The organism is Catenuloplanes nepalensis, from assembly GCF_030811575.1.
GTDB lineage: Bacteria > Actinomycetota > Actinomycetes > Mycobacteriales > Micromonosporaceae > Catenuloplanes > Catenuloplanes nepalensis.
On sequence record NZ_JAUSRA010000001.1, the window covers coordinates 377,536 to 400,326 of the forward strand.

The 22,791-nt window shown below is 73.2% G+C and carries 15 protein-coding genes and 1 pseudogene; 7 read left to right on the forward strand and 9 right to left on the reverse strand.

What is annotated here, in order from left to right:
- Positions 1-477: 477 nt before the first annotated feature.
- A complete protein-coding gene (locus J2S43_RS01700; RefSeq protein ID WP_306839141.1) occupies positions 478-1,236 on the reverse strand; it encodes an adenosylcobinamide-GDP ribazoletransferase in 759 nt (252 codons plus the stop codon).
- Between the two features lie 1,675 nt (positions 1,237-2,911).
- Positions 2,912-4,786: pseudogene (locus J2S43_RS01705) on the reverse strand (bifunctional adenosylcobinamide kinase/adenosylcobinamide-phosphate guanylyltransferase); the annotation flags it as partial.
- A gap of 131 nt (positions 4,787-4,917) precedes the next feature.
- On the opposite strand from J2S43_RS01705, the gene J2S43_RS01710 reads away from it, so the two are divergent.
- Together J2S43_RS01710 and J2S43_RS01715 are read left to right on the forward strand one after the other, a co-directional pair.
- Positions 4,918-5,115, forward strand: a complete 198-nt coding sequence (locus tag J2S43_RS01710) for a hypothetical protein (RefSeq protein WP_306826752.1) — start codon at positions 4,918-4,920, stop codon at positions 5,113-5,115.
- Positions 5,116-5,144: 29 nt separating this feature from the next.
- Complete coding sequence (locus tag J2S43_RS01715; RefSeq protein ID WP_306839142.1) at positions 5,145-5,915, forward strand: site-2 protease family protein; 771 nt, start codon at positions 5,145-5,147, stop codon at positions 5,913-5,915.
- 55 nt (positions 5,916-5,970) lie between these two features.
- On the opposite strand, the gene J2S43_RS01720 is transcribed toward J2S43_RS01715, so the two are convergent.
- On the reverse strand, positions 5,971-6,966 hold the full coding sequence (locus J2S43_RS01720) for an aldo/keto reductase family protein (protein WP_306826753.1): 996 nt from the start codon (positions 6,964-6,966) through the stop codon (positions 5,971-5,973).
- A 105-nt stretch (positions 6,967-7,071) separates the two neighbouring features.
- Positions 7,072-13,464, reverse strand: a complete 6,393-nt coding sequence (locus J2S43_RS01725) for a WG repeat-containing protein (RefSeq protein WP_306826754.1) — start codon at positions 13,462-13,464, stop codon at positions 7,072-7,074.
- 372 nt (positions 13,465-13,836) lie between these two features.
- Here J2S43_RS01725 and J2S43_RS01730 point away from each other — a divergent pair, with 372 nt between their 5' ends.
- From J2S43_RS01730 to J2S43_RS01745, 4 genes are all read left to right on the forward strand, one after another.
- The gene (locus J2S43_RS01730) at positions 13,837-14,562 is read left to right on the forward strand and encodes an ABC transporter permease (protein WP_306826755.1); all 726 of its coding nucleotides are present in this window, start codon (positions 13,837-13,839) and stop codon (positions 14,560-14,562) included.
- Entirely contained in the window at positions 14,555-15,367 is an 813-nt protein-coding gene (locus J2S43_RS01735; protein ID WP_306826756.1) for an ABC transporter permease, read from the forward strand. The genes J2S43_RS01730 and J2S43_RS01735 overlap by 8 nt, the downstream gene beginning before the upstream one ends.
- Positions 15,364-16,320 carry an ABC transporter ATP-binding protein gene (locus J2S43_RS01740; protein ID WP_306826757.1) on the forward strand — a complete coding sequence of 319 codons (957 nt, stop codon included), beginning with the start codon at positions 15,364-15,366 and terminating at the stop codon, positions 16,318-16,320. The genes J2S43_RS01735 and J2S43_RS01740 overlap by 4 nt, the downstream gene beginning before the upstream one ends.
- Positions 16,321-16,612: 292 nt before the next feature.
- Positions 16,613-16,747, forward strand: a complete 135-nt coding sequence (locus J2S43_RS01745) for a hypothetical protein (protein ID WP_306826758.1) — start codon at positions 16,613-16,615, stop codon at positions 16,745-16,747.
- 342 nt (positions 16,748-17,089) lie between these two features.
- Here the strand turns inward: J2S43_RS01745 and J2S43_RS01750 are convergent, their stop codons facing one another.
- Together J2S43_RS01750 and J2S43_RS01755 are read right to left on the reverse strand one after the other, a co-directional pair.
- A complete protein-coding gene (locus J2S43_RS01750) occupies positions 17,090-17,398 on the reverse strand; it encodes an AzlD domain-containing protein (RefSeq protein WP_306826759.1) in 309 nt (102 codons plus the stop codon).
- Positions 17,392-18,534: an AzlC family ABC transporter permease gene (locus J2S43_RS01755; protein ID WP_306826760.1), complete on the reverse strand. Its 1,143-nt coding sequence runs from the start codon at positions 18,532-18,534 to the stop codon at positions 17,392-17,394. Before J2S43_RS01755 ends, J2S43_RS01750 begins: the two co-directional genes overlap by 7 nt.
- A gap of 53 nt (positions 18,535-18,587) precedes the next feature.
- On the opposite strand from J2S43_RS01755, the gene J2S43_RS01760 reads away from it, so the two are divergent.
- Positions 18,588-19,148 carry a helix-turn-helix domain-containing protein gene (locus tag J2S43_RS01760; RefSeq protein WP_306826761.1) on the forward strand — a complete coding sequence of 187 codons (561 nt, stop codon included), beginning with the start codon at positions 18,588-18,590 and terminating at the stop codon, positions 19,146-19,148.
- 48 nt (positions 19,149-19,196) lie between these two features.
- Here the strand turns inward: J2S43_RS01760 and J2S43_RS01765 are convergent, their stop codons facing one another.
- The 3 genes from J2S43_RS01765 to nadA form a co-directional block, all read right to left on the reverse strand.
- Entirely contained in the window at positions 19,197-19,808 is a 612-nt protein-coding gene (locus tag J2S43_RS01765; protein WP_306826762.1) for a DUF3043 domain-containing protein, read from the reverse strand.
- 218 nt (positions 19,809-20,026) lie between these two features.
- Entirely contained in the window at positions 20,027-21,382 is a 1,356-nt protein-coding gene (gene murA, locus J2S43_RS01770; protein ID WP_306826763.1) for a UDP-N-acetylglucosamine 1-carboxyvinyltransferase, read from the reverse strand.
- A 201-nt stretch (positions 21,383-21,583) separates the two neighbouring features.
- Positions 21,584-22,753 carry a quinolinate synthase NadA gene (nadA, locus tag J2S43_RS01775; RefSeq protein ID WP_306826764.1) on the reverse strand — a complete coding sequence of 390 codons (1,170 nt, stop codon included), beginning with the start codon at positions 22,751-22,753 and terminating at the stop codon, positions 21,584-21,586.
- Positions 22,754-22,791 lie beyond the last annotated feature (38 nt).

A 22,791-nucleotide genomic window follows, 5' to 3' on the forward strand; every position in this document is an offset into this window, starting at 1 on the left:
TACGTCCGAGAAGGTCGAAAGCAACCTCGCGTCCCCGGAGATCATGACGGCTCACCCCGCGCGTCGCCTTACCGGCTGCTCCTGGCGCAGAGATCGATCCCGCATCGTGGAAGATCGATTCCGATAGCCGGCCGATCTTCCGCATGACGGGAAACCTGCCGCCAGAATGTGGAAATGCCGAGCGGGCTACGGGTGCGACGCCCGAAATATCGTCGTAAATACACCCGGCTGTCGTCCTCGCATCTGACTAGTGATACATGGCGCACCGTATGAGGCACTCATACGGTGCGCCATGTATCACTAGTCGTTTTCGCGCGATCAATCTCGTAGTCGGGAAGCACTGTTGACCTTTCAGCGCCAATGAGGCTTATTCAGCGCAGCGAACCGGCACCGCGTTGCCGCAGGCTGCGCGGTCTGACGAGGGCGGCGCTGAATAAGCCTCGGTGCTGCATGAACTCATTGATCGCGGGGAGGCGGTCAGCGGAGCGCGAGAATGATCAGGGCGATGGTGGTGGCGAGTTCGAGGGTCGCGCCGAGGACGTCGCCCGTGATACCGCCGAAGCGGCGGCGGCACTGGCGCAGCAGGAGCAGGGCGGCGGCCAGGGCCAGGAACACCGCCAGCGGGCCCTGCCAGGGGCGGCCGGGGACCGCGGCGGTCGAGATCGCGGCGGTGGCGGCGGTGGCGATGGCCAGCGGGAGCGGTGGGACCGAATCGGCCACCAGCGCGCCCAGGCCGGTCGGGCGCGCGGCCGGAACGCCGCGGCGGCACGCCCAGGAGATCGCCAGACGACCGGTGACGGCGGCGGTGACCACGGTGGCGAGGACGGCCGCGGGTGCGGCGCCGGGCAGCGCCGTGAGCGCCGCGGCCTGGATGAGCAGCGCGAGGACCAGGGTGGCCACGCCGAACGGGCCGATGTCCGGCTTCTTCATCACGACGAGCCCGGCCTCACCCGCGCGGTAGGAGCCGAGCGCGTCGACCGTGTCGGCCAGGCCGTCCAGATGCAGCGCGCGGGTCAGCAGCGTCGAGGTCCCGAGGGTGACGGCCGCGGCCAGCAGTGCGGGAGCACCGGCCGCGCCCAGCAGGAGCAGCACGGCCGCGAGCAGCGCACCGAGCGGAACGCCGACGGCCGGTGCTACGGACATCGCGACGGCCGCGGTACGCCGGTCGACCACCCCCACCCGCACCGGCACGACCGTCAGCGTCGTCACCGCCAGCCGCACCCCGTCCACCAGCACCCTCCACCGCCCGGCCCTTCCTGCGGCCCCACCACCACCCGCCGCGATCGGCTCAGGGCCGTCGCCAGCCGTGATTGGCTCGAGGTCGCCGTCCTTCGTGATCGGCTCGAGGTCGCCGGCCACGATCGGCTCGAGGCTGCCGCCCGTTGTGGGTGGTTCGGGGTCGCTGTCCGTCGTGGTCGGCTCGGGGTTGCTGGCTGTGATGGGCCGGAGGCTGCCGCCCGTGGTGGGTGGTTCGGAGTCGCCGTCCGTTGTGGGTGGTTCGGGGTCGCTGTCCGTCGTGATCGGCGCGAGGTCGCTGGCCGTTGTGGTCTGCCCGAGGTCACCGGCCGTCGTGTGCGGCGCGGGGTTGCCGTCCGTCGTGGTCGGCCCGAGGCCGCTGTCTGCCTCGGTCGGTGGAGGGATGCTGTCGGCCACGCCCGGCCTTGCGGTGTCGGCGGGGTGGGCGCGGCTGGCGAGGGCTGGGAGTGGCGGGAGTGGTGGGGTGGGTGTGGCAGGCCCGCCGCCGGAGGGGTCCGGGGCGGGCCTGGGCGCTGGATCGGTGTGAGAGGTGAGCAAGGGGTCAGCGAGCGGTGGGGGAGTCCGGGTCGTCGGAGCGGCGCGGGTTGCCGAAGCCGGGGAGCCAGGAGGTGGCGTCCTCGTCGTCCTCGGTCCGGTTCGTGCCAGTGCCAGTGCCAGTGGCGATGACGATGGTCGCCTCCGGGTCATCCGTCGGCTCAGGTCGGAACGCCGTGGTCGCGGAGTTGTCGTCCGGCGGGACGACGGACAGAACGGTGGTGCGATCTGCCTCGTCCTCGGTGGACTCCGAGGACGAGGCAGTTGCCGCGCTGTCGCGGTCGCCGTCGCCGTCGCCGTCCGCCGGGGCCACGTTGCCGGGTAGCCGGATCACGGCCGTCGCCTCGGGATCCGAGCCACCGGCTCCGGTGATGACCGTCGTCGTGTCGCCGTCTCGGCCGGTGGCCGTGTCACTCGCGGTCGTGTGACCCGCGGTCGTGTGACCCGCGGTCGTGTGACCCGCGGTCGTGTCACCCGCGGCTGTGTCGCTCACGGTCGTGCCACTCGGGGTCGAGTCACCCGTGGCCGGGCTGGCCGTGGCCGGGCCGGCCGGGTCGCCGCTGCGGTCGGTGGTGGGGTCGCCGGTGACCACGCCGACCGCGCTGGCCAGGGCGACGGCCTCGTCGTCCGCCACGGAGGCGGTGGGAGCGTCGCCGGAGGTGGAGGTCGAGGTGGTGGAGGAGGCCGAGAGGGCCGCCTCGGCCAAGAGTCCCGCGGCACCGGCTGCCGCGGCCCCAGCGGCATCGGTGGCGTCCAGCCCATCGGCCGGCCAGGACGTGCCGGACACGACGCCGGATGTACCGAAGGCGGCGTTGCCGGACGTGCCGGATACGACGCCGGACGTGCCGCCGGATGTGCCGGAGGCGGCGTTGCCGTCCGGGCCGGAAACGATGCCGGACGTGCCGGAAGCGGCGTTGCCGGACGTGCCGGATACGACGCCGGACGTGCCGCCGGATGTGCCGGAGGCGGCGTTGCCGTCCGGGCCGGAAACGATGCCGGACGTGCCGGAAGCGGCGTTGCCGGACGTGCCGGATACGACGCCGGACGTGCCGCCGGATGTGCCGGAGGCGGCGTTGCCGTCCGGGCCGGAAACGATGCCGGACGTGCCGGCAGTGGCGGCGTCGTCCGGAGTGGATGACGGGCTGGTTCGGGGAGGGATGGAGGCGGCGAGCGCGATCGCGGAGCGCAGGAGCGGGAGCGCGGCCAGCGCGGCCGTCCCCTCGCCCAGGTCGAGGCGCATGTTGAGGATCGGGGTGAGGCCGAGGACGTCCGCGGCGAGCTTGACGGCCGGGTCGCCGTTGTGGTCGGGGAGCAGGCACCAGTGCCGGGCCTGGCCGGCCAGGTCGCGGCTGACCAGGGCGGCGGCCACGCCGACCGGGCCGTCGAGGAGCACGGGGGTACGGCGGGCGGTCGCACCGAGCAGGATGCCGGTCACCACCGCGACGTCGCCGCCGCCGACCTCGGCCAGGATGTCCTTGGCCTCGCGGGAGCCCTTGCGCACCCGCTGCATGGCGTCGCGGACCGCGGCGCACCGGGTCATCCAGGCGTTGTCGTCGAAGTCGCCCTCGGGCGTGCGGACCGGCGGCAGCACGGCGGACGGCTCGGCGCCCGCGGTCGCGGCGAGTACCGCGGCCGCGGCGGCCGGGGTGCCGGCACCGCCCGCGGCGATGACGAGCAGGTCGGAGCCGCTCTCCACGGCCTCCTCGGCGAGGCGCCAGCCGAGCCGGAGCGCGTCGTCGACCTCGGCGAGCGTGAGCGCGGGGCCGTCCTCGAACGGGGCGGCGGCCGGCGCGTCCACCACCTGGAGCGTGGCGCCGGCGGCCGCGGTGAGCTGGGCGAGCGCGCCGATGCCGAGCCGGGCCTGGGCGGTGCGCCGGTCGGGCTCGCCGGCCGGCGAGCCCGCGGACGCGCCGCCGGTGTGGTCGCCCTGGACCAGCAGGACGCGGACGGACTGCCACGGGACGGGCGTGTCGGTGCCCTGGGTGGCGGCGGCGAACCGGACCACATCGGCCAGCTCGCCGAGGCCGGTGCCGGCGATGTCCAGCGTGGCCAGCCGGTCGAGCGCGGCCGGGCCGGTCTCCTCGTCGGGCAGTGGCAGCTCCATGTTGGGCTGGATGACCAGCCCGGTCCGCACCATCGGCAGCGCCTGCGTCGGCCCACGCAGCGCGTCCCCACCCGCGGAGCCACCCGAGGCAACATCCCCGGAAGCAACATCCCCGGAAGCAACATCCCCGGAAGCAACATCCCCGGAAGCAACGCCCCCGGAAGCAACGCCCCCGGAAGCAACGCCCCCGGCAGCGACAGCCCCGGAAGTGGAAGCGGGCGCGAGCGGCGCCGTGACCGGCGTGATGACCTCGGGCAGCACGATCGGCGCGGGCACGTCCGCCAGCACCGCCTCCGGCGCGGCGGCCGGTGCGGCCGTCGGCGCACCGGTGAGGGCGGCGGCCGACTCGCCCTTCAGCCACGTCGGCTGACCGGCCACGACCAGCACCACCGCGTCCACCGCGGCCGCCACCGCCTGGTTCACCGTGCCCAGCGCGTCCGCGAACGCGCGTCCCAGCGTGGTGGCCGGGACCAGCGACAATCCGACCTCCGGGCTGACCAGGACCAGGCGGGCGGCGCATCCCCGTACCGCCGCGGCGAGTTCTTCAATGGTCTTGACGTCGTCGGACGGCTGGTAGGCCGGGTCGAGGAGCACGCCGACCCAGCCGCCGAGGTCGTCGACGAGCAGCGTCTCATCCGGCTTCGCCTCGATCAGCGTGGTGATCAGCCGGCCCGGATCCGCGGCCGTCTCCTCCGTCACCCAGGTCTCGGGCCGGCGGTCGCGGTGCGCGGCGATGCGCTCCTGCCACTCCGGGTCTTCTTCGGAAGGGGACGCGGACGTGGCGAGGTAGCGCAAGCTGGTCGCGCCGGACACGAGCGACTCGGCGAACTCCGACTTGCCGGATCGGATGCCGCCGAGCACGAGAAGGGTGTTCCACCCGTCAACGGACATAGCCCGTACCTTAGAGCGATCCGCTGTGCGCGGTCAGGCGGGCCAGCCGACTAGGCTTGGACGGACGGGCTGCCGGTCCGGTCAGGCGTGGGTGGCCGGGGCGGTTGCTGGGCCGGAGAGGGGAGACACGCATGCCGTGGAACTGGCGCTACGAGGACTCGGACGGCAAGCCGGTGGAGGGCCCTGCGGAGGCGTTCTCCAACCAGGCGGATGCGGAGTCCTGGATCGGGCAGACCTGGCGTGAGCTGCAGGGGACCGGCGTGAGTTCGGTCGTGCTGGTCGAGGACGACCGGGTGGAATACACGATGAGTCTGGCGCCGCGGGAGTGAGCGACCGGATCGGAGGCGGCAACCTCGTGATGGGGGTGCCGAAGGAGGCGTTCCGCCCCAGCCCGATCTTCCTCGGGCTGGTCGCGCTGTTCGTGACGGCCGGTGCGATGGCGTGGACCGGTTTCGGCAACGTGGCGTTCGACGTGTTCCTGCTGGTGGTGACCGGCTGGCTGATCTCGCTGTGCCTGCACGAATACGCGCATGCGCTGGTCGCGTTCCGGTCCGGCGACATCGACGCGGCACACCGCGGCTACCTGACGCTGAATCCGCTGAAGTACAGCCATCCGCTGCTGTCCATCGTGCTGCCGGTGATCGTGGTGGTGCTCGGCGGCATCGGCCTGCCCGGCGGCGCGGTCTGGATCAACCACGGCGCGCTGCGCAGCCGGCTGCGGTCGTCGCTGGTCAGCCTGGCCGGTCCGGCGACGAACCTGGTCTTCGCGATCGTGCTGGCGCTGCCGTTCGTGTTCGGCGTGACCGGCGAGACGCACACCGAGTTCTGGGCGGGCCTGGCGCTGCTCGGGTTCCTGCAGCTCACCGCGGCCGTGCTGAACCTGATCCCGGTGCCGGGCCTGGACGGCGGCAACATCGCGCGGCCGTGGCTGCCGTTCTCGTGGAAGCGCACGTGGGACGTGATCGCCCCGTTCGGCTTCATCATGCTGTTCGCGCTGCTCTGGAACCCGACGATCGGCCGCGTGTTCTTCGACGTCGTCTTCACGCTCGGCGACCTGATCGGCATGCCGTCCTACCTCTACGGCGAGGGCTTCGCGCTGCTGCGCTTCTGGAACTACCAGGCGAACTAGAAGCAAAAGCCGCGCGGGTACGCCGTACCCGCGCGGCTTCTTGGTTGAAGATCTTCTATGGCCGCTCGGCCGGGGACTGGGTCTTGGCCGGGTCGCGCTCCGGCAGGTCACCGAGTGCCTCGTCGATCTGCTTGAGCAGGTCGTCCTCCAGCCGCACGCCGGCCGCCCGCGCGTTGTCGTGCACCTGCTCCGGCCGGGTCGCGCCGACGATCGCGCTCGCCACGTTGCGGTTCTGCAGCACCCACGCCAGCGCGAGCTGCGCCATGCTCAGCCCGGCCGCCTCGGCCAGCGGCTTCAGGCGCTGCACCGCGGCGAGCGTGTCGTCGTTCATGAACCGCGCGATCGTCTTCGAGCCGGACTCGTCCGTGGCCCGGGAACCGGCCGGCGGCGCCTGACCCGGCAGGTACTTGCCGGTCAGCGCGCCCTGCGCGATCGGCGAGAACACGATCTGGCTGATCCCGAGCTCCTGCGACGCCGGCACCACCTGCGCCTCGATGATCCGGTGCAGCGCCGAATATTGCGGCTGGTTGGAGACCAGGCCGATCCGCAGCTCCCTGGCGAGCGCGTGCCCGGCGCGCAGCTGATCCGCGGTCCACTCGGAGACGCCGATGTAGTGCGCCTTGCCGGAGTGGACCACGTCCGCGAACGCGGACATCGTCTCCTCCAGCGGCGTGTGGAAGTCGTATCGGTGGGCCTGCAGCACGTCCACGTGGTCGGTCTGCAGCCGGCGCAGCGACGCGTCGATCGACTCGCGGATGTGCTTGCGGGACAGGCCGCTCTCGTTCGGGCCCGGGCCGGTGCGCCAGAAGACCTTGGTGAGGATCTCCACGCTCTCCCGGCGTTCGCCCTTCAGCGCGCGGCCCAGCACCTCCTCGGCCCGGCCGCCCGCGTACGCGTCCGCGGTGTCGAACGTGCTGATCCCCACCTCCAGCGCGGCGCGCACACAGGCGACCGCCGCGTCCTCCTCCACCTGGGAGCCGTGGGTGATCCAGTTGCCGTAGGAGATCTCACTGACCAGCAGGCCGGAACGGCCGAGGTGACGATATTCCATTCGCCGACCCTAACCGGTTTCTTGAGCTGCCCCCGCGCTTCAGCGCCTATGGTGAGGGCAGCCGGCCCGGTTTGCCGTCCGCTTCTCCGGGCCGGTCCTTCATGCTCACAGCACCGGCTTCGTGTCCGCGAGCAGGCGGTCGATCTCGTCCATCACGTCCGCGCGGGACGCGTGCACCGGGTCGATCAGCGGCTCGCCGCGCCGGTCCACCGCACCCCACCGGCCGGTGCCCGCGCCCGCGCCGATCAGGAACGCCACCGGGTGGATCACCATCGCCGGGTACGTCGGGGCCACCACCACGGTGCCGGACCGGTCCACCACGCCCTTGCGGCCGTTCAGGTCCACGATCGCCAGGCCCTCGTCGGTGAAGCCGTCCACGTACCGGCCGTCGGTCAGCGCGGTCGCGAACCCGCTGTACTGCGTCGGCAGCACCACGGTCCCGGACGTGTCCACCGCACCCCAGCCGCTCTTCCGCCGGACCGCCGCGATGCCCCGCCGGAACGGGCGCACGTCCTCGTACGGCTGGGAGATCACGATTCTGTTGGTCCTGTCGATCGCGACCCAGCCGCCGTTGCCGTCCCGGGACACCCACGCGAGCCCGTCCGAGAACGAGCCGACGCCGTAGTAGCCCGCGTCCGCCGGGATCAGCAGCTCACCGGACTCGTCGATCAGCTCCCAGTGCTGCGCCTCCGGCCGCCGGACCCAGGCGACGCCGTCCCGGAACGGCTGCACGTCCGCGTAGGACGCCGCGATCACCGGCTCGCCGTCGCCGTCGGCGTAGCCCCAGCGCTGCACCCGCTCGGAGAACGCCGGCTGCGGCGGCCGGTGCACCTGCGAGATCTCGTCCTCGGTCCGCGGGTACGGGCCCCAGCCGTTCGCCGCCACCTTCGCGAACACGGCGTCCAGCGCCAGCTCGGTCCGCGAGATCAGATCCGGGTCCTCGACCTTGCGCAGCTCCAGCGCGCGCTCGAAGTGGTGCAGCGCCTCCATGAACCGGCCCTGATCGTAGGCGGACCGCCCGGCGTGCTCGTGCATCGTGGCCCGCAGCCGGTCCGGCAGCTCCGACGAGTTCGCCTCCGCGAACAGCCGGTCCGCCTCGATGAAGTCGCCGCGCCACTGCAGCACGTGCGCCAGCCGCGCCTGCGCGATCGCGATCCGCCGGAAGTGGCCGGTCAGCTCCGCGTGCTCCAGGCCCATCCGGCCGTCGTGCAGCGCGGGACCGAGGTCGCCGAGGATCCGGGACACGACCGCGCGCAGGCTCAGCAGGCGGGCGCGGGTGGCGTTGTCGGTGGCGCCGGCCAGCTTCTCGGTCAGCCGCTCGCGTACCTGCCGCAGCTCGTCCGGGTCGTCGACCAGCTCGCGCAGCGTCTCGTGGTGGAACCGCCAGTGGTAGGTCGCCAGCACCTGCTCCGGATCGGCCGGCCGCTGCGGCTCCTCCTCGACCGGCGCGTCCTTCTCGGGCTCGCTCTCCGGCACCGCGTCGTCCTGCTCGGCGGGCTCGTCCGGGCTGACGATCGGCGTGATCATCGTGGGCGCGCGCAACGCCGTGGCCGCACCGGCGGCCGGCCCGGCCGGACCGGGCAGCACGGTGTCCGGGCTGGCCGTGACGGCCTCCTCCTCGGGCCCCTCCGCCACCGGTTCGTCCGCCGGGGCCGTCTCCGCCCGCGGCGCGTCCACCTGCGGCGCGTCCGGTGTCGTGTCGTCCGGTGCGGTGTCGTCCGGTGCGGGCTCGTCGGGCTTCGGCTCGGCCGGCTGGGAATCGTCCGGATTGGCGGACCCACCGAACCAGCCGGAGTCCGCGCGCGACGGCACGCCCTGCTTCTCCGCGAGGTCGCCGGGCACCGGCACCGACCGCGTCTCGGCACCGCTCGCCTTGAGCAGCTCACCGAGCGAAGGACGATCATCAGCGGGTACGGCGGGCGCCTCGCCCGGCGTCGCCCGCCCGGCGTCCGGCTGCTCGTCCCGCGGACGTTCCCGCTGGGTCGGTTGCTGCGGATAGTGGTCATACGGCGACGGCTCCACCGGCGGCGGCTGCACATGCCCACCCGGCGGCCGATAGCCGGCCTCCTCCCGGCCGGGCACGCCACTGACCGGGCGCACGTCGGCTCCCGGCGGCCGGTCGCCCTCCCGGGACCGGGCCGGCGCCCCGCTGACCGGGTGCGCGCCGACGTCCTGGGGGCGGTCGCCACCCCGGTAGGGCGCGGCACTGACCGGCCGGTCCGTCCGCGGGTCCGGCTCGCCCGATTCCTGACCCGGCGTGACCGCAACGTTCGAATCGTTCGGACCCTGACCCGGCATGATCGGGATGTCCGGCCGCGCCTGCGGGAACGCTCCGCTCTCTCGCGGTCCGGCCTGTCCCTGTGGCCGGCCGCGCTCGTCCATGGGCGCGTCACGCCGCGGCTCGACCGGCCCGCCGGCGCTCGGCATCGCGGCGCGCGGGTCGACCGGAGCACCGGTGCGAGGGCCGACCGGCGGTCCGCTGACCGGGCGGGCCGTGCCGGGCGCCCACTCCCGCCCGTAGGGCGCACCACTGACCGGCGGCTGCGCCTCCCGGCCCGCGTCCTGCCGCTCCTGCGGTGCCCGCCCGCCCGGCTGCACCGCCCCCGGAGCCCACTCCTGCCCACGCTGCGCCCCGGCGTCCGGCCGCTGCGGCTGGGGTGCCGGTCCGGGCCGCACCGGCCCGTAGGGCGCGCCACTGGTCGGCGCGATCGCCCCCGGCGCCCACTCCTGTCCGTACGGCGCGCCACTGACCGGCCGGCCCGACTCGCCGGGCCCGGCACCGGCCGGACGCCCCTGATCCGGCATCCCGCTGACCGGCCGGGCCGGGTCGAAGCCTCCGCCGATCGGCTGCGTCTGATCGGACGGCATGCCGCTGACCGGCCGCGTCCCGTCGTAGGGCACGCCACTCACCGGAGCGAAGCCGCCATCGGCGGGCTGCGTCCGATCCGGCATCCCGCTGACCGGCCGGGCCGGGTCGAAGCCTCCGCCGATCGGCTGCGTCTGATCGGACGGCATGCCGCTGACCGGCCGGTCGCGGTCGTAGGGCGTGGCGCTGACCGGTCGTGCTGGGCCGGATGGTGCGTTGCCGGTCGGTCGTGCCGGGTCGTAGGGCATGCCGCTGACCGGCCGGTCGCGGTCGTATGGAGTCGCGCTGACCGGTCGCGACGGGCCGAAGGCGTCGCCGCCGAGGCGCCGCGTCTGCTCGGACGGATCGCCGAGCGGCCGTGTCCGCTCCGACGGATCCACCCAGGCCGGATCGAACGGTCCGGGCCGCGCCGGAGCACCCGGCCCGCCCGGGCCGGAGGCGGCCGGGCTGATCGGGCGGTCCCGCGGCGCCCACGGGTCGTTTGGCGAGGGCTGACCCGGACGCGGCGGCCCGGCCGGCGGCCGGGACGAGCCGCCACCACGAACCGGCTCGGAGCCTCCGGGCATGCCCGGGCGCTGCGGTACATCCGGGCGCACGTGGCCGCCGGAGCGTTCCGGTCCACCCGGGTGTCCCGGCCGCGGCGGTGCCATCGGCGCGGCGGCCGATGCGGCGGGCGCCATCGGGTGCCCGGCCGTCCGGCCACGGTCGTCGTCCCACCCCGGGCGCGCGTCCGGCGCGTCCTGCCGCTGATGTCCGGACCGCTCCGCGTCGTCGAACCTCGCGGCCTGGCCCGCAGCCGCCGGTGCGGCCCACGCCGGGTCGCCACCGCGACGCGCGGGCTCACCCGGCGCCGCCGGCTCGCCGCGCGTGACGTCCCCCGCCGCCGGCCCCCAAGCCGCCGCAGCCGGTTCCTGCCGCGGCCGGTCCCGGTGTCCCTGATCCCGCCGAATCGGCACCACCGGCGCCAACGGCTCGTCCTGCCGCACCGGCTCGCCGCCGCGAGCCGGTTCACGGCCGCGCGACGGGTCGTCCGCCCAGGCGGGTTCGTCGGTGCGGCCCGGCTCGCCACCGCGCACGGGCTCGCCACCGCGCACGGGCTCGCCACCGCGCACGGGCTCGCCACCGCGCACGGGCTCGTCACCGCGGACGGGCTCGTCGCCTCGGGCCGGTTCACGGCCGCGTGACGGGTCGTCCGCCCACGCGGGTTCGCCGCCGCGGCCCGGTTCGCCGCGGCGCGCCGGTTCGTCGCCGCGGACGGGCTGGTCGCCTCGGGCTGGTTCGGGGGTGCGTGACGGGTCGTCCGCCCACACGGGCTCGTCGCCGCGACGCATCGGTTCGCCGCCGCGGACGGGTTCGCGGGTACGTGACGGGTCGTCCGCCCACGTGGGGTCGTCCTGGCGGGCCGGTTCGGGGCGCGGCACGCCGCGCTGGCCCGGCTTGATCCAGGTGCGCTCGCCGCGCCGCGACTGGTCGCCGCCGGCGGCCGGTTCGGCCGGGCGTCCGGGCTGGTCCGGGCGCCGTGGGTCGCCGGGGCGTGCGTCCCGCACGTCCTCCGGCTGGTCGCGGCGGTCCGGGTCGGTGTCGCGCACCGGGGGACGGCCCTGCGGATCCGGGCGGTCGCCGGCACGAACCGGGACCCGGCCCGGCTCGTCACGGCGGCCGGGCTGCGGGTCGCGCTCGTCGAAGCCGGCGTCCGCGGGCAGCGGCTCGCTCCAGTCCTGGACCACCTCGCGCCGGCGCCACGGCTGGTCGCCGCGCGGCACGTCGCGCCGGCCGGTTCGGGCCTGCTGCCAGTCCTCGGCCTGGTCCCAGCCGGGTCGGCGGCCACGGTCCGGGCCGCCCGCCTGCGCGGCCGGGCGCGCCTCGCCGGGCGCATCGTCCGGACGGCGGCCGGGGCGACGCTGCTGCCGGTCGGGATCACCGGTTCGCCAGTCCTGCTCCGACGGCCGTCCATCGCCGTAGCGGCCGCGCTCCCGCGGGTCGCGACCGGGTGCGCTGACGTCACCGACGCGCGGGCCGGCGCCCTGCCGGCCCCGCTCACGCGAATCGGCATCCCGCGGATCTCCGCCGCGAGCGGCCCGCTCGCGCGGGTCAGCGTCGCGCGGGTCAGCGTCGCGCGGGTCGAGATCACGTGGGTCGAGATCACGCGGCGTTCCGGCTCGGCCGGCCCGCTCACGCGAGCCGGCGTCGCGGGGGTCCAACTCGCGCGGATCGCCGCCGCGAGCGGCTCGCTCGCGCGGATCGGCATCTCGCGGATCTCCGCCGCGACCGGCTCGCTCGCGCGGGTCAGCGTCGCGCGGGTCGAAGTCACGCGGCGCACCGGCACGGCCGGCCCGCTCGCGCGGATCCAGGTTGCGCGGCGCACCGGCACGCCCGGCCCGCTCACGCGGGTCCGCGTCACGCGGATCGGGGTCACGCGGTTCCCCGCCGCGACCGGCTCGCTCGCGCGGGTCGGCGTCGCGCGGATCGTTGCCACGCCCGGCCTGCTCCCGGGGATCCGGGTCGCGCGGGTCGCCGCCGCGCCCGTTCCGTCCGCGCGGGTCCAGAGCACGCGGATCGCCGCCGAGCCGACTCCGCTCGCGCGAGTCGGCATCGCGCGGGTCCAGGTCGCGCGGGTCCAGGTCGCGCGGGTCCAGGTCGCGCGGGTCCAGGTCGCGCGGATCGAGGCCACGCGGGTCCGTGCCGCGTCCGCGTGTACCGGCGTCCCGCTCCCACGGGGCACCCCCGCGTCCGCCCCGCTCGCGCGGCTCGGCGTCGCGCGGGTCCAGGTCACGCGGTCCGGTCCCGCGTCCGCCGCGATCCCGCGGGTCGTCGTCGCGTGGTCCGGCCCCGCGGCCGTCCCGCTCCCACGGGTCCGTGCCGCGCGAGCCGGCGCCGCGCCCACGTGGGTCGCCGTTGCGCTCACGCGAGTCACGGGAATCCGGATCGCGCGGGTCGCCGCCGCGCCCGGCCCGCTCGCGTGGGTCGGCGTCACGCGGGCCCACGTCGCGGGGATCGAGGTCGCGGGGATCCGCCTCGCGGCCGGCGCGGCCACGCGTGTCGGTGGCGCCCCGGCGCCCACGCTCCCGCGGGTCCGCGTCCCGTGGATCGAGGTCGTTCGGATCCAGGTCGAGTTCCCGAGGGTCACGTCCGTTGCGTACCCGCTGGTCACGCCCTCGGGGGTCGTAGTCGAAGTCGGCCCGCTGCCCGCCGTGGCCCGCACGCTCCCGCGGCTCACCCGCGGCACCGCGCGGCGCCCGCGCCTCGACGTCGCCGCCCCGGCCCCGGGCCCGCGGCTCGTCGTCCCAGTCATCGGCCGGACCCGAACCCGGACCGCGCCCGCGATCGCCGTACACCCGGACGTCGTGCCCGCCCGTGCGCCCGCGCGCCGCCGGACGCGACTCGTCCAGGAAGTGGTCCTCCTCGTAGTCGAACCCGTCGGCCCCACGACGTCCCGGTGCCGGTGGCCGGGCGCGGCCCGAGGCGGGCCGTGCCGGGCGCCCGTTGGCCGGTGGTGGAGATGCGGCGGCCCCGTCCGGGTCCGGGCGCACGGAGGAGCGGTACACGGCGCTGCTGCGCGCCTGCACGGACGGTCCGGGGTCGCCGGGATATTTCTGCCCGGGAACCTCCAGCCACTCGTCGGTGGACTCCACGGCCCACGCGGGCAGCTGTGAACCGCGTCGATCCCTACGTTCCGGCGCCACGGTTCACCCCATTTCGCTGTGCGCTCCCGCCCTGGGCCCGGCGGCGGCAGACTGTGACGCGTGCCAGCGGAAACGCTGACGGGCGTCGCATTTTCACGCCGGCTCACCTCATGGGAAATCTATCGCTGGGCAGCCGCGGTCCCCGGGTAAAGTCACCCGGCCCGGCGCAGCAGAGTCCGCGGAAAGGAGGGTAACGGCGTGGCCTTGTCCGACGCCACCGTGCACACCAGTCCGCAACAAAAACTCGTCGGACAAATCACGACATTCTGGGTTATAGCGGTTTCAGGTTTTCGGCGATACTCCACCTATCGACAGGCGACGGTGGCCGGGGCGTTCACGAACACCGTCTTCGGGTTCCTCCGGTGCTACCTCTTTCTGGCGGTCGCCGGCGGCGCGATCGCGGGCGGTTACACACCGCAGCAGCTCGCCTCCTACGTCTGGGCCGCTCAGGGACTGCTCGCGGTGGTGCTGCTCTGGAGCCCGCCCGAGCTGGCCGACCGGATCCGGACCGGCGAGGTGGTCAGCGACCTGCTCCGGCCGGTCGACCCGGTGCACAGCATGCTCGCGGCCGACCTGGGCCGTGCCTGGCACGCGCTCCTGACCCGGTGCTTTCCTCCCGTACTCGCGGGCCTGCTCTTCTTTGATCTTTATATCCCGGTCCGGTGGCACACGCCGCCGCTGTTCGCGATCTCGGTCGTGCTCGCCGTCGTGATCACGTTCTGCTGCCGGTTCCTGGTCAACAGCACCGCCTACTGGCTGCTCGACGTGCGCGGGCCGGTCTCGCTCTGGGCGCTCGGCTCCGGCGTGGTGGCCGGCCTCTACTTCCCGCTGCGGTTCCTGCCCGAGCCCGCGCTGGTGACGCTCTGGCTGCTCACGCCGCTGCCCAGCCTCTTCCAGGCGCCGCTGGACGTGCTGGTCGAGGTCGACTCCACACCGGTCCAGCTCGGCATCGTCGCGCTCCAGGCGGTCTGGGCCGTGATCATGCTGTTGCTGTGCCACGCGGTGCAGCGCCGGGCCGAGCGCCGGCTGGTGATCCAGGGTGGGTGACCTGCGCGCCCGGCTCGGCGGGCACCTGCACCTGCTTCGCGCCCAGGCCCGCTCGCAGGCCTCCTACCGGGTGTCGTTCGCGATCGACCTGATCACGAACGTGAGCGGCACCGCGCTGGACGTGACCACCGTGTTCGTGCTGTTCACCGTGACCGAGTCGATCGGCGGGTTCCGGCTGCCGGAGTCGCTGGTGATGGTCGGGTTCGGGCTGCTGGCGTTCAACCTGGCGGACCTCACGGTCGGCAACATCGAACGGATCCGGCAGTACGTGCGGACCGGCCTGATGGACGCGGTCCTGATCCGCCCGCTCGGCCCGCTCGGTCAGCTGCTCGCGATGGACCTGCCGCTGCGCAAGGCCTCCCGTTGCGTACTCGCGGCATCGGTCCTGGTCGTGGCCCTTGCCCGCGCGGACATCGACTGGACGCCGGCCCGGCTGCTCCTCGCGGTCGCCACCCCGATCGCCGGCACGGTCTTCTTCGGCTCGATCTTCGTCGGCACCGCGTCCGTGGCGTTCTGGTGGATCGAGTCCGGCGAGTTCGGCAGCGCGTTCACCTACGGCGGGCGCGACTTCACCAGCTACCCGATCACGGTCTACGGCGGCTGGTTCCGCGCCGTCTTCGCGTACGGTCTCGGCTTCGGTTTCGTCGCCTACCAACCGGCGCTGGCGCTGTTCGGCCGCGCCGACCCGCTCGGCCTGCCCGCCTGGGCCGGCTGGGCCGCCCCGCTGGTCTGCGTCCCGGCCGCGCTCGCCGCCGGCCTGGTCTGGCGCACCGGCATCCGCCACTACCGGAGCACCGGATCATGACTGTCATCGAGGCCCGGAACCTCAGCAAGACCTTCACCGTGTCCGTGCGGAAGGGCCGGTTCCGCCGGGAGCGCCGGGAGGTCGCCGCGGTCGACGGCGTCGATCTGAGCGTGGCGCGCGGCGAGACGGTCGGCTACATCGGCCCGAACGGCGCCGGCAAGTCCACCACGCTCAAGATGATGACCGGCGTGCTGATGCCGTCCGGCGGCACGGTCACGGTCTGCGGCCTGACCCCGGTCACGCAGCGCATCCGGCTCGCGCTGCGGATCGGCGTGGTCTTCGGCCAGCGCTCCCAACTCTGGTGGGACCTGCCGCTGCGCGAGTCGTTCGCGCTGCTCCGGCACATCTACCGGGTGCCGCCCGCGGACCACGCCGCCCGCCTGACCCGATGCCGCGGCATGCTGGAACTGGACGAGTTCCTGGACACGCCGGTCCGCCAGCTCTCGCTCGGCCAGCGCATGCGCGGCGAGCTCACCGCCGCGCTGCTGCACGGCCCCGAGGTGCTGTTCCTGGACGAGCCCACGATCGGGCTGGACGTGGTCAGCAAGCAGGCCGTCCGCGCGTTCCTCGCCGAGCTGGGCGCGCGCGGCGACACCACCGTCATGCTCACCACGCACGACCTGGCCGACATCGAACGCCTCTGCCGCCGCCTCGTCGTCATCGACCACGGCCACGTCGTCCACGACGGCACGCTGGAGGCGCTGCACGCCCGCTTCGACTCCCGCCGCCGCGTCACCGTCGACCTCGACGAGCCACCCGCCACCCCGCTCCCGGTCACCGGCGCCACCCTGGACGCCATCGACCCCGACGGCCGTCGCCTCACCTACCGCCTCACCACCGCCACCGCCGGCGAACTCGTCATCCAGATCGCGCAGGCCGCCGCGATCCGCGACATCTCCGTCCTCGAACCGGAGATCGAGGACGTCATTGCCAAACTCTATAAAGACCGATAAAAGCGGATTTTCCCGCTTACGGCGGGGTTGCTTTGGGCGTGCTCCCGCGGGCCAACCGCGCCGTCGGCCTCATCTCCGCTAGCGCTCCGTTCGCCCGCCGCGACGGAGCCGGTCCCGGCCCACCCGACCCCTGCCTCCCACCCTCCGCCACTCTCTCGCGTTCCGCGTTCGTGGTGCTTGCGTTCCGCGTTTGCGGCGCTCGCGTTCCGCGCTTGCGGCGCGCTTGTTGTGCTCGCGTTCCGCGCTTGTCGTGCTTACGTTCTGCGCTCGCGGCGCTCACGTTTGCAGGGCTATGCCACTGCGTTCCGCGCCTGAGACGCTGGCCGGGCCCGCGATGCTGGCCGGGCCCGCGATGCTGGCCGGGCCTGCGATGCTGGCCGCGCCTGCGATGCTGGCCCCGCCTGTGACGCTGGCGCACGACGCGTAGCTGCCAGTTGGCTGCCACAGCGAAAAGGGATCATTGAGTGATACGTGGGGGTGATCGACATCGCCTGTTGATCTACCCCAGGTATCACTCAATGATCATCTCGACTGATGCGACAGCGGAGTCCGGATGGAGAGCAGTGCCGTCGGGACTCCCTACCCGAAATTTCAACATAAGAGGTGCGGTGTGAAGCGCCTCGCGGCTTGCCTCGGTGCGCGGGTGTCACCTGTTCCGAGGACCCGCTGCGGGGGAGCGTTCCGGGTTCGCCGCGGTGCGGAGCGTCCCGCGGGTCAGCGGCGGTACGAAGGCCGGCCGGGATGAGTCGAACAGACGTTTCGGCTGGTATCAGGGCACGCCGAGGAGGCGGAGCAGCGCGGTCGTCACGGCGGCCGCGACCACGACCAGGATGAACGGTGCGCGGCGCCATGCCAGCAGCACGCCGACCAGCACCCCGGCCGGCCGGGCCACGCCGGCGAGCGCGCCGCCCTCGGTCAGTGCCGCTGTCGCGGCCAGCGCGCCGAGCAGAGCGGCCGCGGCCAGCGGCAGGATCCGGCGCACTCGCTCCGGCATGTCCAGCCGGTCGCGCAACACCACGCCCGCGACTCGGAAGCCGTAGGTTCCCACCGCCAGCCCGACGATCACCGCGATCAGCATGCCGCCCCCTCTGTCTCCTCCGCGCTGCCCGCCGTCTTCGGCCGCTCAGTTCCTGCCGCACCGGCGGTCTTCGGTCGTTCGGGCGTTGCCACATCCGCATAGGCGAAGCCACCCGCCTTCGTGTGATCGGCCGTGCGGAGCGCGGTGCCCGTTGTGTCCGCCGTGCCGGCCGCGCTGTCCGCCGTGCCGGCTGCGCTGTCCGCCGTGCCGGCTGCGCTGTCCGCCGTGCCGGCTGCGCTGTCCGCCGTGCCGGCTGCGCTGTCCGCCGTGCCGGCTGCGCTGTCCGCCGTGCCGGCTGCGCTGTCCGCCGTGCCGGCTGCGCTGTCCGCCGTGCCGGCCGCGTTCTTCGCCGCGCTGTTCGCGCTGTCTGCGTTATTCGCCGTGCTGGCCGCGCTGTCGGCGGTGCCGGCTGCGCTGTCCGCCGTGCCGGCCGCGCTGTCGGCGGAGGCGGTGGTGGTTGCGTCGTGTGATTCGGTGCGACGGCGGCGGGGGAGGGCCAGGGTCAGGAGGCCGGCGAGGGAGAGCAGGACCGGGAGGCCGGCCGGGAGCAGGGGGGTGGTGAGGACGGCCAGGGCGGCGCCGGTCAGCGTGACCTGGCGGGTCGCGTGGTCCTTGAGTGACGGCAGGATCAGCGCGATCAGGCCGGCCGGGAAGGCCGCGTCCAGGCCGAGGACGGCCGGGTCGCCGACCACGGTGCCCAGGGCGATGCCGATCAGCGTGCCGACGTTCCAGCAGACGAAGAGCATGGCACCGGTCGCCCAGAACGCCTGCCGGCGCTCGCGGGGGTCGGTGCGGGCGAGGGCGAACGCCACCGACTCGTCGATCATGAGGTGGCTTCCGAGCAGCCGCTGCCACCAGCGGGGGCCGATCGCGTCCGCGACCACGAGGCCGAACGGCAGGTGGCGGGCGTTGATCAGCAGGCCGCCGAAGAGCGCGGCCAGCGGGTTGCCGGCGGCGAGCAGCCCTACCGCCAGGAACTGGGCGCCGCCCGCGAAGATGAACACCGACATGACGACGACCGACCAGGGCGGGAGGCCGCTTCCGGCCGCGATCGCGCCGAACGACACGCCCACGGCGCCGGACGCGATGGCGATCGCGATCGCGTCCCGCAGGATCGTTCGATTTAATGAACGCACGACATGAAATATCGAACATACCGCTGGGTATGTCAAATCGAACGAAGGGTCCGATGAAACGAACGCCTGAGCCGCCGATCGCCGCCATCGCGGCCGCCCTCAAGCAGGAACGGGAGCGGGCCGGCCTCTCGCTGGCCGAGCTGGCCCGCCGCGCCGGCGTGGCCAAGTCCACGCTGTCGCAGCTGGAGGCGGGCAGCGGCAACCCCAGCGTGGAGACGCTCTGGTCGCTCGGCAACGCGCTGGACGTACCGCTGAGCCGGCTCATCGAACCGCCCGTGCCGAAGGTGCGGGTGATCCGTGCGGGCGAGAACCCGCGCGTGACGTCGGAGCAGGCGTTCTACACCGGGTCCCTGCTTACCGCCGGCGACGGCCGGGCGCGGCGGGACGTCTACATCATCGAGTCCGACCCCGGCGCGGTACGGCGCGCGGAACCCCACCTGCCCGGCACGGTCGAACACGCGATCGTGGCGGCCGGCCGGGTCAGGATCGGCCCGGCGGACGATCCGGTGGAGCTGAACCCGGGCGACTACGTGTCCTACCCGGGCGACGCCCCGCACGTCTACGAAGGGTTGGAGCCCGGCAGCTGGGCAGTGCTGATCATGGAGCACCCGTGATCAGTGAGCTTCTCGACCTGCCCAGGGCCGAAGGCAGGTGGAAAATGGTCAGAACTTCTCGCCGACCCCGACCGCCGGCGACGGCACCCGCATGCGGCGGAAGCTGAGCGAGCGGGAGATGCCGTAGAAGTAGAGCGAGCCCATCCGCTCCGACGTCTTCGGGAAGCGCTCGTTGACGATCTTCTTGATCCGGCGGCTGATCAGGAAGCTGTCCACGATCACGGCGAGCGCGAGCGCCAGCCAGAGGATGTTCGCGATCGCCTGCACCCGGGAGTCCGGCACGCTGGCGCCGATCAGCACCACGAACGCGCCACCCAGGAAGAACGACCCCACGGTCCGCCGCGAGTCGACGATGTTGCGGACCAGTAGCCGCTCCGGGCCCCGGTCGCGCGGCCCGCCCTCGCGGCGGAACCGCTCGGACTCGCGCTGCCGGGCGAGCCGGCGCTGCTCCTTCGCCTCCTGCTTGGTCAGCGGCGTCCTGCTGACCGGCGCGGCGCCACCGGGACGGCGCTGGGTGCTCGGCCGCTTCGGCGTGGTGACGCCCAGCTCGCGCTTGCTCGGGGTGTGACCCCGGGTGGCGACGGCGAGCGCGTCGGACGAGTCGACCTCGGAGACCTGGTCCTCGACGAGATCGGCGGACTTACGACGAAACAGCGGCACGTGGCAAGGGTAGCCAAACGATGAAGCACGGCGAAACCGGCCGTCACCGCAAGCCTGTTCACCCGAACGAACGAGGCTGAGCCTCTGGTCGTCGCTGCGCTTCTCCGGCTCGGCGCCACTCCCGGCGCTGATGCCGCCACCGGCAGGCGAAGAGCGTGTCTGCCGGTGGCTGCGGCTCACGAACCCTAAGGTTCCGGCCTCGTATGACGATCGGGAGATCAGACCCGCTCGACGTTCGCGCCGAGGTCCGCGAGCTTCGTCTCGAAGTTCTCGTAACCCCGCTTGATCAGGTCCACGCCGTACACCCGGGAGGTGCCCTCCGCCGCCAGCGCCGCGATGAGGTGGCTGAACCCGGCCCGCAGGTCCGGGATGACCAGGTCGGCCGCGTGCAGCTTGGACGGGCCGGCGATGACCGCGGAGTGGTGGAAGTTACGACGGCCGAAGCGGCACGGCGTACCCCCGAGGCAGTCGCGGTAGGTCTGGATCGTCGCGCCCATGCTGTTGAGCGCCTCGGTGTAGCCGAGCCGCTGCTCGTACACCGTCTCGTGGACGATCGAGATGCCGCGCGCCTGGGTGAGCGCGACCACGAGCGGCTGCTGCCAGTCGGTGGCGAAGCCCGGGTGCACGTCCGTCTCCAGCGCGACCGCGGTCAGCTCGGTGCCGGGGTGCCAGAACCGGATGCCGCCCTCGCGGCCGGGCCGGGTCTCGTTCGGCGGGAGCGCGTCGGTGACCTCGAACTGGCCGCCGATCGACCGGAACACGTTCAGGAACGTGCCCATGTCGGCCTGCTGCGCGCCGAGCACCGTGATGTCGCCGCGGGTGGCCAGCGCGGCCGCGGCCCAGGACGCGGCCTCGATCCGGTCCGGGATCGGCCGGTGCGAGTAGCCGCCGAGCCGCTTCACGCCCTTGATCTCGATGACCCGGTCGGTGTGCACCGTGATGATCGCGCCCATCTTCTGCAGCACGCAGATGAGGTCCATGATCTCCGGCTCGACCGCGGCGTTGCGCAGCTCGGTGACGCCCTCGGCCAGCACCGCGGTGAGCAGCACCTGCTCGGTGGCGCCGACGCTCGGGTACGGCAGCTCGAACTTGGTGCCGTGCAGCCCGTTCGGCGCGGTGAGGTGCATGCCCTCGGGCGCCTTGTCCACGATCGCGCCGAACTGCCGCAGCGCCTGGATGTGGAAGTCGATCGGGCGCGGGCCGATGTGGCAGCCGCCCAGGTCGGGGATGAACGCGTGGCCCAGCCGGTGGAGCAGCGGGCCGCAGAACAGGATCGGGATCCGGCTGGACCCGGCGTGCACGTTGATCTCGTCGGTCGAGGCGGACTCGACGTTCGACGGGTCGAAGACCAGCTCGCCGTCGGAGTCGCCCTTGCTGACCCGGACCCCGTGCAGTTCCAGCAGGCCGGTGACGACCTCCACGTCGCGGATGTTCGGAACGTCGTAGAGGGTGCTCGGGCTGTCGCCCAGCAGGGACGCCACCATCGCCTTGGAGACGAGGTTCTTGGCGCCGCGGACTCGGACCCGGCCGTTCAGTGGAGTGCCACCGTGCACAGCCAGCACGTCGTCGGTCAACGCAACCTCCAGCGCTTGCGTAAGGGGGATGGGCGCCGGTTCTCGTTCGTACGATCAACGAGCGGGGGGCTGGCGCTTGTCGCCGGGGAAGCATAGCGCTCGGTTACCAAGACAAGAACCCACACACCGCTCGTCTTGGCGCGAAACCGGGACGAGCGGCGGTGGTTCTGTCGGGGATCTTACGGATGCCGCCGGAGCCTGTTACGGCAGCGCAAGCATCTGATCGAGCGCGGATCGTGCATATGCCGAAGTGTCCGGATCGACCGTAATCTGGTTCGGTGTCCGGCCGGCGACAAGTTCTTCCAGAGCCCAGACCAGGTGCGGCAGATCGATGCGATTCATAGTCGAGCAGTAACAGACAGTACGGTCGAGGAACATGATCTGCTTGTCCGGGTGCGCGTTCGCCAGCCGGCGCACGAGGTTGAGCTCGGTGCCGATCGCCCACGCGGACCCGGCCGGGGCGGCCTCGACGGTCTTGATGATGTACTCCGTCGAGCCCACGTAATCGGCCGCCGTCACCACCTCATGACGGCATTCCGGGTGCACCAGCACGTTTACCCCGGGGACCCGCTCGCGAACCTCCTCCACCACGGGCAGCGTGAACCGGCCGTGCACGGAGCAGTGGCCGCGCCAGAGGATCATCTTGGCGTCTCGCAACTGCTCAGGGGTGAGGCCGCCGTGCGGCTTGTGCGGGTCGTAGAGCACGCAGTCGTCCAGCGAGTAGCCCATCTCCAGCACCGCCGTGTTCCGGCCGAGGTGCTGGTCGGGCAGGAAGAACACCTTGGACCCCTGCTCGAACGCCCAGTCCAGCGCGCGCTTGGCGTTCGACGAGGTGCACACCACACCCTTGTTGCGCCCGACGAAGCCCTTGATGTCGGCGGACGAGTTCATGTACGTGACCGGCACCACGTCTCCGGCGATGCCGAGGTCCTCGAACAGGTCCCACGCGGTCTCGACCTGCGACAGCACGGCCATGTCCGCCATCGAGCAGCCGGCCGCGAGGTCGGGCAGGATGACCTTCTGGGAGGCGGTGGTCAGGATGTCCGCGCTCTCGGCCATGAAGTGCACGCCGCAGAAGACGATGAACTCCGCGTCCGGCCGGGCCGCCGCCTCGCGGGCGAGCTTGAACGAGTCGCCGGTCACATCGGCGAACTGGATCACCTCGTCGCGCTGGTAGTGGTGCCCCAGCACGAAGACGCGATCGCCGAGCGCGAGCTTTGCGGCCATCGCGCGGGCGACCAGGCCGGGATCGCTCGGCGAGGGAAGATCTCCCGGACAGTCGACGCCGGCCTCGGAGGCCGGATCGGTGCCCCTGCCCAGCAGAAGCAGGGCGGTTGCGGTGTTGGACGGCTCTACCCAGGTCGATGTCACAGCAAGATTGTCTCACAGTGAGACCGGCCCGCAGATGT

Bases quoted from the DNA above. Each gene is read 5' to 3' on its own strand.
- J2S43_RS01710 (WP_306826752.1), top strand. From the start codon at position 4,918: ATGCCGTGGAACTGGCGCTACGAGGACTCGGACGGCAAGCCGGTGGAG.
- J2S43_RS01715 (WP_306839142.1), top strand. From the start codon at position 5,145: ATGGGGGTGCCGAAGGAGGCGTTCCGCCCCAGCCCGATCTTCCTCGGG.
- J2S43_RS01720 (WP_306826753.1), bottom strand. From the start codon at position 6,966: ATGGAATATCGTCACCTCGGCCGTTCCGGCCTGCTGGTCAGTGAGATC.
- J2S43_RS01740 (WP_306826757.1), top strand. From the start codon at position 15,364: ATGACTGTCATCGAGGCCCGGAACCTCAGCAAGACCTTCACCGTGTCC.
- J2S43_RS01745 (WP_306826758.1), top strand. From the start codon at position 16,613: ATGCCACTGCGTTCCGCGCCTGAGACGCTGGCCGGGCCCGCGATGCTG.
- J2S43_RS01750 (WP_306826759.1), bottom strand. From the start codon at position 17,398: ATGCTGATCGCGGTGATCGTCGGGCTGGCGGTGGGAACCTACGGCTTC.
- J2S43_RS01760 (WP_306826761.1), top strand. From the start codon at position 18,588: ATGAAACGAACGCCTGAGCCGCCGATCGCCGCCATCGCGGCCGCCCTC.